This is a genomic window from Alloalcanivorax sp. (assembly GCF_964221125.1).
Classification (GTDB): domain Bacteria; phylum Pseudomonadota; class Gammaproteobacteria; order Pseudomonadales; family Alcanivoracaceae; genus Alloalcanivorax; species Alloalcanivorax venustensis.
Window position 1 is genome coordinate 1 of sequence record NZ_CAXPXK010000072.1, and the last position, 12,690, is coordinate 12,690.

At 64.7% G+C, this 12,690-nt stretch carries 11 protein-coding genes; 8 read left to right on the forward strand and 3 right to left on the reverse strand.

The annotated features are described in order from the left end of the window. From ACEQZD_RS09035 to ACEQZD_RS09065, 7 genes are all read left to right on the forward strand, one after another. Positions 1-417, forward strand: a 417-nt coding sequence (locus ACEQZD_RS09035) for a ShlB/FhaC/HecB family hemolysin secretion/activation protein (protein ID WP_370185062.1), incomplete at its 5' end; no start/stop codon positions are given. 39 nt (positions 418-456) lie between these two features. After that, complete coding sequence (locus tag ACEQZD_RS09040) at positions 457-2,352, forward strand: DUF2341 domain-containing protein (protein WP_194854983.1); 1,896 nt, start codon at positions 457-459, stop codon at positions 2,350-2,352. Between the two features lie 10 nt (positions 2,353-2,362). After that, positions 2,363-2,788, forward strand: coding sequence for a biopolymer transporter ExbD (locus tag ACEQZD_RS09045; protein ID WP_067609111.1), 426 nt, complete (start codon positions 2,363-2,365; stop codon positions 2,786-2,788). A 158-nt stretch (positions 2,789-2,946) separates the two neighbouring features. Then, positions 2,947-3,558 (forward strand): energy transducer TonB, encoded by a 612-nt coding sequence (locus ACEQZD_RS09050; RefSeq protein WP_323745319.1) that lies wholly within the window; start codon positions 2,947-2,949, stop codon positions 3,556-3,558. 43 nt (positions 3,559-3,601) lie between these two features. Next, on the forward strand, positions 3,602-5,281 hold the full coding sequence (locus ACEQZD_RS09055; protein WP_370185064.1) for a putative porin: 1,680 nt from the start codon (positions 3,602-3,604) through the stop codon (positions 5,279-5,281). Between the two features lie 45 nt (positions 5,282-5,326). Continuing rightward, positions 5,327-6,019 (forward strand): DNA repair protein, encoded by a 693-nt coding sequence (locus tag ACEQZD_RS09060; RefSeq protein WP_194854980.1) that lies wholly within the window; start codon positions 5,327-5,329, stop codon positions 6,017-6,019. After that, a complete protein-coding gene (locus ACEQZD_RS09065; protein WP_194854979.1) occupies positions 6,012-6,470 on the forward strand; it encodes a YbjN domain-containing protein in 459 nt (152 codons plus the stop codon). The genes ACEQZD_RS09060 and ACEQZD_RS09065 overlap by 8 nt, the downstream gene beginning before the upstream one ends. Here ACEQZD_RS09065 and ACEQZD_RS09070 read toward each other — a convergent pair. From ACEQZD_RS09070 to ACEQZD_RS09080, 3 genes are read right to left on the reverse strand one after another with little or no spacing between them, the layout of a single operon-like run. Next, on the reverse strand, positions 6,441-7,412 hold the full coding sequence (locus ACEQZD_RS09070) for a FecR domain-containing protein (RefSeq protein WP_194854978.1): 972 nt from the start codon (positions 7,410-7,412) through the stop codon (positions 6,441-6,443). The genes ACEQZD_RS09065 and ACEQZD_RS09070 overlap by 30 nt on opposite strands. After that, the gene (locus ACEQZD_RS09075) at positions 7,409-7,957 is read right to left on the reverse strand and encodes an RNA polymerase sigma factor (RefSeq protein ID WP_194854977.1); all 549 of its coding nucleotides are present in this window, start codon (positions 7,955-7,957) and stop codon (positions 7,409-7,411) included. Before ACEQZD_RS09075 ends, ACEQZD_RS09070 begins: the two co-directional genes overlap by 4 nt. 1 nt (position 7,958) lies before the next feature. Next, positions 7,959-8,621 (reverse strand): STN domain-containing protein, encoded by a 663-nt coding sequence (locus ACEQZD_RS09080; RefSeq protein WP_194854976.1) that lies wholly within the window; start codon positions 8,619-8,621, stop codon positions 7,959-7,961. Between the two features lie 252 nt (positions 8,622-8,873). Here ACEQZD_RS09080 and ACEQZD_RS09085 point away from each other — a divergent pair. Continuing rightward, a partial coding sequence (locus ACEQZD_RS09085; protein WP_370185067.1) for a filamentous hemagglutinin N-terminal domain-containing protein occupies positions 8,874-12,690 on the forward strand: 3,817 nt, incomplete at its 3' end.

Genomic DNA, 12,690 nt, shown 5'->3' on the forward strand with positions numbered 1-12,690 from the left:
TGGATTCTGGCCACCAAGCTCGGTACCCAGCTGGCTTCCGGCCCGCTGGTTTCCAACGAGCAGTTCGCGGTGGGCGGCAGCGGTTCGGTACGCGGCTATCTGGCCGCCGAGCAGGCCGCGGATGACGGTTATCTGGCCAGTTTCGAATTGCGCACGCCGTCGCTGGCGGAGTGGTTCGGCAATCCCTGGTCGATGTTTCGTTTCCACGTCTTCGCGGAAGGCGCCCAGCTGCAACTCCAGGACCCATTGCCGGACCAGGATGACACCTTTGATCTCGCCAGCGTCGGTATCGGCGCACGCGCCGAGATCGGCGACAGCCTCAGTGGTTCCGTGGATTTCGGTTATCCGCTTACCGACGGCGCCGATACCGAGCGATACGACCCCAGAGTCCACTTTAGTGTGACCGCCGGATTTTGAATAACACCTAACACAGCCAGTTCTTCGGAGTGCCTGACCATGCGACAACGCTTACTCGTCTTTCTTTTATCCTGCCTGGGGACGCTCTTGCCGACCCTGGCCCATGCCTGGTGGCAAGAAGATTGGAGCTACCGCAAGCAGATATCCCTGGACACCACACAACAGGGTGCGGCCATCACCGATCAGGTGGGGCGCATTCCCTTGCTGGTGCGTCTGCATACCGGCAACTTCAGTTTCGACGGTGTGAAAGCGAACGGCACGGATCTGCGCTTCGTGGCGGCGGACGACGAAACCGTCTTCAACCATCGCATTGAGAGTTTCGATTCTCTGCTGGGCGTCGCCTATATCTGGGTGGACGTGCCCGAGATGCAGGGCGGCGCGCGCCAGGATATCTGGATGTACTACGGCAATCCTGACGCGCCGGCCCTGGACAGCAGCCAGATCTTCGATGCGGATTACGCCGCCGTCTATCATTTTGACAGTGCCCCGGGGGCCACCGTCGATGATGCCACCGCTTACGCCAACGACACGCAAAACGCGGTGCCTGGAACGACATCGGGTGTGATCGCACAGGCGGCGCAATTCAGCGGCGAGCCCTTGCTGCTGCCGGCGTCGCCGTCGCTTTCGATCCCGGAGTCCGGCCAGTTCACCTTCAGCGCCTGGGTACGCACACCACAGTCCACCGGCGAGCAGCTCCTCTACGCCCGCCGGGACGCCGGTAATTCGCTGCTGATCGGCCTGGAAAACGGGCTGCCTTTCGTGGAGGTAAACGGGCAGCGCAGTGGCCAGGCACAGCCGTTGACCGCGGACCAATGGCAGCACTTAGCGGTGACTGCCGACGGACGCCAGATCACCCTCTATTTGAATGGACAGCCGATATCCTCCCTCGATGGTGCGTTGCCGGCGTTCAATACGCCGGCCGCCCTTGGCGGCGATGTGCCGGGCTACGGCGTGGCGGCCGTGGCCGGCACGGATGAAGAGGAAGCGGCCACCACACCGGCGGATGAGGAGGCGGCCGCGAATGACGCAAGCGCCACGCCGGTTGCCGCCGGCTTTAGCGGCGCCATGGATGAAGTGCGTCTCTCCCGGGTCGCCAGGTCCGCGGCGTTTCTGAAGGCCAGCGTGCAATCCCAAGGCGGTGAATCCCGCTTGCTGGAGTTTGGTGTCGACGAGGAGCAGTCCGGGTTCGGCTTTGGCGCGCTCGGCTTCCTGCTCAGCGCGGTGCCTATCGACGCCTGGGTGATCATCGCCGTCTTGATGGTGATGATGGTCCAGACCTGGGTGGTGATGTTCCAGAAGTTCCGCCATACGCGTCGGGTGGACGAAGCCAACAGCGAATTCCGTGAGGCCTTCTCCGGTGTCGGCACCCGCCTGGAACAACTCGCCGACGATCGCTCGCTGGGTGAACGGCTGCACTATTCATCGCTGTGGCGGCTCTACCAGGTGGCGGTGCACGAACTGCGAGTCCGGCGTGAACAAGGCGCGGACACCGACCGTATTTCGTCGGAAACCCTGGAGGCGATCCGCGCGTCCATGGACGCGGTGCGGACCCAGGAGAACCGCACGCTGGGACATCGGCTGGGTGTGCTGTCGAACGCCATCGCCGGCGGTCCGTACATCGGTCTGCTGGGCACCGTAATGGGTATCATGGTTGTGTTCCTGGGCACCGCCATGGCCGGCAACGTCAATATCAACGCGGTGGCGCCGGGTATGGCGGCCGCTTTGCTCGCCACCGCCGCCGGCCTGTTCGTCGCCATTCCCGCGCTGTTCGCCTACAACCGGCTGAACGGACGCAACCGCGATATCAGTTCCGATATGCGCGTCTTCCTCGATGAATTCGTCACCCGCCTGGCCGAGCAGCGCGGCGGCACGGCGCCGGTGCTCGACGCCAGCGGCGATAAGCATCGAACCACTTCCCGCGACGTAATCGCTTAAGGAGAGCGCCATGGCTTCCGTAAGAGCCTCGATGGACGACGATGAAATGGACGGCCCGGTGGACGGCATCAACATCACCCCTTTGGTCGACGTGCTGATGGTGGTGCTGGTGATGTTCATTCTTACCGCCACCGCGCAGGTGGCGGGCATCCAGGTCGATTTGCCCAAGGCGAGCGCTTCCGTCTCTTTATCGGAACCCAAGACCAAGGCGGTTTCGGTGAACAACGATGGGCAGGTCTTTCTCGATGCTTACCCGGTCACCCTGCAGGAACTGGAAGACCGGTTGCGCACCGAGAAAGCCACCAATCCGGACTTCCCCGTGGTCCTGCGCGGCGACGCCGCGGTGCAGTACCAGAAGGTGGTGGAGGTGCTGGATATTCTGCGTCGCCTTGAACTGGCCCAGGTCGGGCTGGTTACCGGCAAGCCCAAGAACTGACTGCACGGACCCTAGCCGAGATGCCAACCGAATCACCGAGATGGAAGCGCCGTAGAAAAACCGGTGGGCACGGGCCGCGCCCTGGCCCGTCTGGCCGGCGACGGTCAACCCCGATACCACGGTTCGCATGGGTCGCCGCCGCGCTGCTCGGGCTGGCCGTGCTGAGCTGGTTGGTCTGGCTGTGGGCCAACGACACCGCCGGAGTGCGTCGCCAGGTCGCGAAGCAGGAGATGATCATTCCGCTGCCGCCACCGCCGCCGCCCGAGGAGACACCGGAACCCGAACCGGAGCCGGAGCCCGAAGAAGCGGTGGAACCGGAGCCGGAACCAGAGCCTACGCCGGTGGAAGAGCCGACCCCGGATGAGCCGCCGTCGCCGGCGGAGGATCTCTCCGACGCCATGCAGATCGATGGCGAGGCGCAGGCCGGAACCGACGCCTTCAACATTGCCGCCGGCGGCGGCGGTGGAATGGGCGGTTCCGGTGCCGGCGTGGGGAACGCCACCTATGGCCAGTACCTCTCTTACGCGTTTCAGAAGGCGCTTCGCGAGAACCGGAGCATCCGCAATCTGAGTTACCGGGTCGAGGTCAATCTGTGGCTTGACCGTTATGGACAGGTGACTCGGGTACAGCTGCTCGAATCGAGCGGCGATGAAGACGTGGACGAAAAAGTAATCGCCGCCTTGCGCGACATTCAACCTTTGGATCAACCGCCCCCGGAGTCTCTCAACCTGCCGGTGCGTATGTCGCTGCAGGGGCGGCGGCCGGGATGACCAGGGCAACCTCACAAGATGAACGTTTCAGGAGCGACATAACATGAACAGGCAATCTCATCGTTGGGTCCTGGCGCTGGCCCTCGCGGCGGTGCTGGCCGGCCCGGCCGTGGCGCAAACCGCCACGCCATCGCAAGCGGACACTACCCCCAACACCACCGTCCATCTGATTCGCCTTCTGGTCGAGCAGGGCGTGATCACCGCGCAGCAGGCACAGGCGCTGATGGAGCAGGCTCGCCGGGAGGCGGTGGCGGCGGAACAGCGGGCCGAACCGGAAATACGCGAAGGCGACGTGCGGGTGCCCTATATCCCGGAGACGGTGCGCGATGAAATCCGCGCCGAGGTCAAGGACGAGGTGATGGCCCAGGCCAAAGAGGAAAACTGGGCGGCGCCCAATACCTTGCCTGACTGGGCCTCACGGATCACGCTCTTCGGTGATGTGCGCGTGCGGAATGAATCCCGCTTTTACTCCGGAGACAACAGCGTCGAAATTTTCGACTTCAACGAGTTCAATGATGAGAACTATGACTTGCGGGGCCTGACACAGCCACCGCTACTGAACACGCGAGAGTCTCGGGAGAACCGGCTGCGTGTGCGTGCCCGTTTCGGTTTGCAAGCGGCGCTGACCGACACCTGGAGCGCGGGCCTGCGCATCGCCACCGGCAGTAGCGACAGCCCGGTATCCACCAACCAGACCCTGGGCGGCGGCCTAAGTAAGAAAGATATCTGGCTGGATCGGGCGCGCATCACCTGGGCGCCGGGGGTATGGAATATCACCGCCGGTCGCGCGGAGAACCCGTTTGTCTCGTCGGATCTGTTGTACGACGGCGATCTGAATTTCGATGGCGTGTCCGCGAGCTGGGGCGACGTCACATTCAGCGAAAACGGCGCTTTCTTCGGCACCCTGGGTGCGTTCCCTCTTTCCTACACATCGGACGATTTCCCGTCGCGGGATTTTGATAAGAAAGGCAGCGATGACAAGTGGCTGCTGGGTACGCAGATCGGCGCCGACTGGCGTTTTAATGAGGATAACCGCTTCCTGGTGGCGCTGTCCTACTACGACTTCCACAACCTTCGTGGTGAGCGATCCTCGGAGTGCGTGCTCTATTACGGCGACAACACCTGCGACACGGATGACTCGGCGCCGGCCTTCATGCAAAAAGGTAACACCCTTTTCCTACTGCGTGACATCGCTCTCAACCCGGCTGACGAAGCCGGTACCGCCATGCCGCAACTGGTCGGCCTGGCCTCTGAGTTCGAATTGTTCGACCTCAATCTGCGCTGGGACACCCCTTTTATCGGCGGCTACAAGCTGCGCCTCGCCGGCAACTATGTCTATAACAATGGCTACAGCGAGGAAGAGATGTTCCGCAACGCGGAAGGTCAAGTGATCAACAACTTCGACCAGAACGGCGAGCTAAAAAGCGGCCGCGATGCCTGGATGGTACACGCTGCCTTTGGCCCCTCCCTGGATCTCGAGCGCGTCGGCGACTGGAAGGTATTCGCCGGCTACAAGCACATTAAGCCGGACGCATTGCCGGACGCCTTTAACGATTCCGTCTTTCACCTCGGTGGCACCAACGCCAAGGGCTACTACCTGGGGGGCGCCTACGCCTTCACCGATGGGGTTTTCGCCCAGGGACGCTGGCTGAGTACGGATGAAGTATACGGTCCGCCGCTGGCCATCGATGTGTTACAGATCGAATTGAATGCCCGCTTCTGACGCACGAGGAGAAGGAAAATGGGAACAACGCTAACCAGGCAAGTCATGGATCGGAATGACAAGGATAGAGCGGGCGCGCGCTGGTTGCTGGCGCTGGCGCTGATGTTCGGCCTGGTCTCCGTCCCGGCCGCATGGGCGCAGGCACCGGAGAGCCTTGAACAGAGGCTGCGGGCTGAGCTGCGTAACACCACCCAGCAGCTGCGTGATCTTCAGTCCCGGCAGGCACGCCTGGAGGCGGCGCGCGCCAAGGCCGAGTCGCAGCGGGATGACGCCCTGGCGCAAGTGGAGGCGCTTCAGGCGCGCCTTGATGACCGCGAAGGCAAGCTCACTGCCGAACGCCGGGCAAGCCAGTCACGAATCGCCGCCAGTCAGGAGCGCGCCCAGCAAGTGCGGGACGCCTATGACGAGCTGCTGGCGTTGGCGAGAGAGAAGGAGGCGCAACGAATGACCTGGGAGAAGCAGGCGCGGGAGCGGGCCGCGGCACTGCGGACCTGCGTGGAACGCAATGAAGCGTTGTTTTCGGCCGGCCGGGAAATTCTCGACGCCTATCAGAATCTGGGCTCGGGAAGCTTGTTCCGTATGCGGCAGCCGCTGGCGGCCTCGGCGCGGGTGGAGTTTGAAAACCAGGCGCAGGCGTTCGGCGATCGCCTTTACAACAATCAGGTGCAAGTAACGGAGACGTCGTCCGACGACGGCGAGCAGACGGATCAATCCGAGGAGGCGCGCAACAATGAGTGAACAAAAGAGCGACATGATCGAAGCGGTGAGTCTGCAATACCTGGCGGAAGTATTACAAGGCGCCGGTTACCGCACCAACGAAAGTGAGCAGAACGGCGGCAAACAACTGCTCAGCGCCAGCCAGGGCATCGGTTTCGCGGTCAGGCCGGGCAACCCGGTTGGCGAAGGCCCGGAAATGCTCGATTTTACGCTGAGCTGTGCGTTGCGTATCCAGGGGACGTTACCTGAAAACATGGTATCCGATTGGAACCGCGATAAGCGGTTCAGCCGGCTCACTCACCAGGTTGACTTTTTGGTTCTTGAGATGGATGTGGTCGTGGCGGGCGGCGTCGGTGCGGGCCACCTGCGCACTCAAGTGGAGTTATGGGATCGGTTGATGCGGGAGTTCCTGCTCTATCTACGTAACTATCGCGCCACCGGCTCAGCTGATGATCAAGACGCCGCCGGGTAGCGAGCGAACGTTGGCACCGTGCACTTCCCGCACCAGCGTGGCGAAATCGTCGAGCCGGTCCAGTGACAGATACGCCTGCACCGGCGTGCGTCCAAGGCGATCATCCAGCAGCACGATCCGGCCCGGCCGATACCGGTTCACCTCGTCGACCACCTGGTTCAACGGCATGCCGTCGAATACCAGCACGCGCTGTCGCCAGGCGCTGACCCGCCGCGTATCAACATCTTGCACATCGGTCAGTCGGATATCGTTATACACCACCTGTTGAGCCGGCCCCAGTCGTGATCGCTGGGCGCCATGGGCGACATCGACCTCGCCTTCCAGGCAGGTCACGCGTACCCGCTCGTCGGTGTAGCGCACATTGAAACGCGCGCGCCCCGCCGCGATCCGCCCTTGGCCGGCGCTTACCATGAAGTCCCGGGTATTGGCCACGGTGGTGATTTCGGTCTCCCCGGAACGCAGAACAAGGCCGGTAACGGTGTCGTTCCGGCGTTGCAGGTCGACACGGGTCTGGGTGTTCAAGAGGACGGTGGCGGCCTGTGGCAGAACCACTTCGCGCTGTTCGCCGGTGGCGGTCCACAGGTCCGACGACAGCGCGCTGGCGTCGGGCCAGAGGTCCAGCGGTGAACGCAGTGCCACCCAACCCACGGAAGCGGCCACGGCACCGCCGAGCAGGGCGCGCCGGCTGAAGCGTCGCTCCCGGGCGCCACCCAAGGACGCCACCGGCGATGCCGTCGGTTCCGCGGCCTGTTGCATCCCCCGCCACACCTGGCGGCACTCCGCGAAGGCTTCCGCATGCGCCGGGCTGCGTGCGCACCACCGCCGAAAGGCGTCGCCGTCGGCGGATGTGGCCTGGCCCGAAGCGAGCCGGACAACCCACTCGCGGGCTTCCCGCCTGATCCGATCGTTGTCGGGATTGTTAGCGGCGTGTTGATTGTTCATGACGGCGGCCTTTTTATTTTCGGCCCGAAGCGTTGAATGTACTCCCGGTCCAAGCGTTTGCAACAGTGCTCAAGACCGGCTTTCAGTTCCTTTTCGACGGTGCGCAGGGAGACGCCGTGACGCGCGGCGATCTCTTTATGCGGGACGTCGTTCAGTCGCGCGGCGGTGACGATGGCGCGGCGGCGCCGCGGTAACTCCGACAGAGCCCGCCGCAGCATGGCGATCTCCTGTTCGCCGAGCGCCTCGCGGGCCGGGTCGGCGCGCTCATCAGCCATCAGATAAAGATCTTCCACTTCATCCAGCGTCATCACCCGCGCCTGTTTGCGGCGCTGCTCTTCGGCCACGTTGAGAGCGACACGGAACAAGTATGCCGCCGGATGACGAACGGCGGTACTGTCGCGCATGGCGTCAACACGCAGCCAGGTCTCCTGAAGCGCGTCCTCCGCCAGTTGCCGGGAACCGAGCCGGCTGCGCAGGCGTTGGCGAAACTCGTCGTAGCGGAGCACCAGCAGATCGCGTAGCGGCTGGTGGAACGTATCGGGCATCTTAGTGCTCCCCAGTCCGTTCGCAGGGCGACGCGCCGTCACGGACCAGCAGCACCGTAAGGGGCGTGGGTTGGTTGGCGGGCGGAGCGGCGATTCGGCTGCCCTCCAGCGTCTCGTGAACGGCGCTGCTCCAACGCGGCGCGTGCTCTGAGTCGAGGACGTGAACGCGTTCGATAAGACCGTCGCCGCGCACCCACAACTGCAACGCCAGGCGGGTTCGCCCGAGCTGATCGGCATGGCCGCGACACAGCAGCCGGGCGATATGACGTTGCACCGCCCCGGCATAGGCCCGGGTCACGGTGTTGGCCGGTGGCGTGACGGTGTCGGTGTGTTGCGGTTCGCGTGGCAGCAGTGTCCACGCGGATGCGTCAACCCGGCGTACTTCCAGATCGGTGGGTTCAAGCAACGCCCGCAGCGCGGTCGATGGCGTCAACCGGCCATGCACCGGCGCGGCGATTTTATTATGGATCAGATCGCTGGTTACCAAAATAGAGATCCCCGTTTGTTCGCTGAACGCCGCGAGCGCCTGAGACAGGGGCTGCGCGGGCATATCGAACATTACCGTGGTGGCCACCCGGCCCACCGACGGCCACGTCAGCAAAGCCCCCAAAGCGGCCACGCTCAGCAAGCGACGGACGGTCACCAGACAGCGTGAAATAATCATAGGACGGGAGGCACGGCTGAAACGATTGCGCAAATTGCCACCCTACCGCTGTTTTATGTCGGAAAGATGTCACAAATATTTTTCGGCACGGATTTATGAATTTTCCATGAAATAACTGCGGTCGGGCGGCGTATTAACCATCTAGTTCAAAGAGTCCAGCCACCCTTGGTCGTGGTGTACCGGGCCGCACCCGTGTTCGCCTTGAGAGAGTTCCCGATGAAAATGAGAAAAGCCGTTCCGTCCAATGCGTCAATGAATCGCACCGCCGTGGATCAGCCCTTCGCGGTAAAGCCGCTGGCACGGGCTGTCGCGTTAGTTCTGGCGGTGGGAACGGCCGGGCTGGCGGAAGCCGCGCCCCGGCCGCTCAGTTCCGAGTGGCTGGCGGCCAAGGCGGCGGCCAGCGCCAGCGCGCCGGCGCCCCGTCCCGGCGCCGCCGCGGACGCCCGGATGCAGGCGCAGCGCCAGGCCAACCAGAAACTGCGGCGCTCGATCGATAATCTGACCCGCACCGCCGGCGCCGTCGCCGCCCAGCGGGCGGCCCAGGAAGCCGCCCGGCAGGCGGCCCGACAGGCGGCCTCGAATATTCCCGACGGTCTCGCGGAAGGCGGCCTGAAGGTAGACGCGAACCCGGACACCGCCGGCTGGTTCAATGCCGAAGACCCGACCCAGTCGGTCCGCGACGGCCACACCACGGTTAATATCAAGCAGACCGGCAACAAAGCGATCCTTAACTGGGAGACCTTTAACGTTAGCCGTGACACCACCGTGGATTTTGACCAGCAGGCCAACTGGGCGGTGTTGAACCGGGTCAACGATCCCAACGCCCGGCCCAGCCAGATCCAGGGCCAGATCAAAGGCGACGGCACGGTGATGCTGGTGAACCGCAACGGGGTGGTGTTCAGCGGCTCCAGCCAGGTCAACGTGCGCAATCTGGTGGCGGCGGCGGCGGACATCAGCGACGAACAGTTCCGCGAGCGCGGCTTGTACGGTGACAACGAAGGCAGCCAGGCGGTGTTCACCAACGCCCAGGGCGACATCGACGTGCAGGCCGGCGCCCGGCTGACCACCGCCGCGCCCGGGTCCGCCACCCAGAGCGGCGGCTACACGCTGCTCGCCGGCCGGAACGTGCACAACCAGGGCGAGATCGTGACCGAGCAAGGCCAGACCACGCTGGCCGCCGGTGAGGATTTTTATATTCGTAAAGGCCGTGGCACCGAGGAGAACCTGGCCTCCACCACCGACGGCAACGAAGTGGCGAGCCGTCAGTCCGCCGCCAGCGCCCTCGACGGTAGCGCCGGCACGGTCACCAACAGCGGTCTGATTCTCTCGTCCGAAGGCGACATTACGCTGACCGGGCACGACGTACGCCAGCAGGGCGTGGCCGTGGCCACCACCAGCGTTGATAAGCGCGGCACCGTCCACCTGCTGAATTCCGCCAGCGACGCGTCCGGCAAGGTGACGCTGGGCGAGGGCAGTGTCACCGCCGTGGTGATCGATGAGGACGGCGGCACCGCGCTGGATAGCCGTCGCCAGACATTGATCGACGAATCAGCGGAGTACGATCTCGAGCGCGAGGGTCTCAACGACGGCGTCTTCGATAACCTGGCCGAGCTGCCCGACCGCCGCGACCAGTCCCGCGTGGAGATCGTCTCCGGCGGCGACGTGATCTTCGAGGACGACTCGCTCACCCAGGCCACCGGCGGCCAGATCGCCGTTGCCGCCAGCGACCGCGTGCGCGTGGAAAGCGGCGCCGAGCTGGATGTGTCCGGCGCCGTCGGCGTGCGCGTGGCGATGGAATCCAACAACGTCCTGATCAATGTACAAAGCAACGAACAGCGCGATTCCCCGGTCAACCGCGACAGCGGCGCGTTGCGCAACGGCGACGTCTGGATCGACCGCCGTGAACTGATCCACGTGCCCGCCGGCACCGGCGGCTATGAAACCGACCGCTGGTACACCGCCGGCGGCCTGTTGGAAGTGGGCGGCTATCTCGACACCGTGGCGCACTCCGCTGGCGAGTGGGCCGCCGCCGGCGGCACCGTGCGGCTGCACGGCGACGCGGTGATTGCCCAGGGCGGCTCCGCCGTCAACCTGTCCGGCGGCACCCTTAACGTGCAGACCGGCTATATTCGCCAGACCTGGCTGAAAGGCGCCGACGGTAACCTCTACGACGCCGCTACCGCGCCGGGCTACCTGCGCTATACCGGGCTTTATCGGGGCTACGAACGAACCAGCGAACGCTGGGGCCAGACCGACGCCTGGCGCAACCCGCTGATCAACCCCGAAAAGCGCCTGGAAAACGGCTACGTCACCGGTCGTGACGCCGGGCGGCTGATCGTCAGCGCGCCCACCGCCATCCTGGAGGGCGACATCGTCGCCGAAGTCTACAACGGCGAACGTCAGAACCGCGCCCGCGCCCAGGGCCTGGACGGCTACAGCCAGGCACAGAACAGCGTCGCCCGCGCCGGCCAACTGCTGCTCGGCAAGTACGGCCTGCTCGGCCTGAGCGGCGGCTTCGACAGCGACGTGCGCGTCGGTGACATCGAGGATGTCGCCGGCGAACTGGAACGGGACGCGGAACTCGGCGAGCGGCTCGGCACCGTTTGGCTGGACGCCGCCCGCCTCAGCGAGCAGGGCCTCGGCGGTCTCGATCTGGTCAGCGCCAGCGGCATCGCCGTGGAGCAGGACCTGGACGTCACCCCCGGCGGCTACGTGCGCCTGGCCTCCGGCCAGGTCGACGTGGACGCCACCGTCACCGCGCGCAGCGGCGACATTACCCTGACCAATATCATCGACGTGGTAAACAGCAATGGCGGTGCGGCACGAACCGCACTGACCGGCGCCGACGGCGATACCTATGTGCGGCTCGGCGCCGAGGGGGTATTGGACGCCCGTGGTCTTTGGAGCAACCAAATACGAACACCGGACACCGCCGCGTTGGCGCACCGCGACGGCGGCAGCGTGACGCTGGCCTCCAGCCGCGACGTCGCCCTGGAAGCCGGTAGCCTGATCGATGTCTCCTCCGGCGGCGCGGTCACCGCCGACGGCCAGTTGCTCGGCGGCCGTGGCGGCGACATCACCCTGAGCGCCGCGACCACGGTCAATGACAACAGCGGCACGTCGGAGAACGGGGTTCTCACCTTGGATGGCGATCTGCGCGGTTATGGTGTCGATGGCGGTGGCACCCTGTCGATCGAATCCGGCCAGGCCATCGTCGTGGGCGACGAGTTGTTTGAGACCGAAGGGCTGCTCGCCGCCGGTCAGGAAGTACCGGTGGATCTCACCTTGCTGGAAGAAGTGGTGATTGAAGCCGGCGGCACCTTGCCGTTCAACTATGAGTATCGCCGCACCCAGGCCCTGCCGGGCCAGCCTTTCGGCGACAGCCCCCTGGCCATCAATGGTGGTCCGGGTGTGACCTTGGCGGCGGATTGGGTGGTGCCGGACGGGGTGATGCTTCTGGCCGGCGGCTCGGTGTACCAGGGCGGGGCGACGGTCCCCGCCGGCGCCACCATTACCGTCACCCAGGGGTCGCCGGCGCCGGATTATGTGGTGCCCGCCGATGTGTTCCCGCAGGGGCTGCCCGTCGCGGAAAGCATGGCCGTGGCGCAAGCCGGCACGCCCCTGCCGGTGGACGCGGTCTTCTCGCCGGGTCAGACCCTGGGTGCCGGCATCGTTCTGGATAGAGACGTGAGGGTGGAAGCGGTTTCCACCCTGGCTCCGGAATACTTCCAAAACGGCTTTTCGAACTATGAGGTCAACGGTCATCGCGGTGTGCATGTCACCGAGGGCGCCAGCATCGACGTGGCCATGCCGGTGTACCGTTACCGGCCCGGGATCATTAATGCGGTGGATCGCGATGCGGCGCTGGAAGTCTGGACACCACCGCTGTATCAGGCGCTCCCGGAGGAGAGACGGGTGGTGCGTCGGGACGGCGCCAGCCTGACCCTGAAGTCCGAGAGCCAGCGCCGGCCCAGCGCCATCGCGATCAGCGAAGGGGCGACGGTCCAGGTCGACCCGGGCCAGTCGATCACGCTCAGTGGTGGCCAGACCACCGTGGAAGGCACCCTGC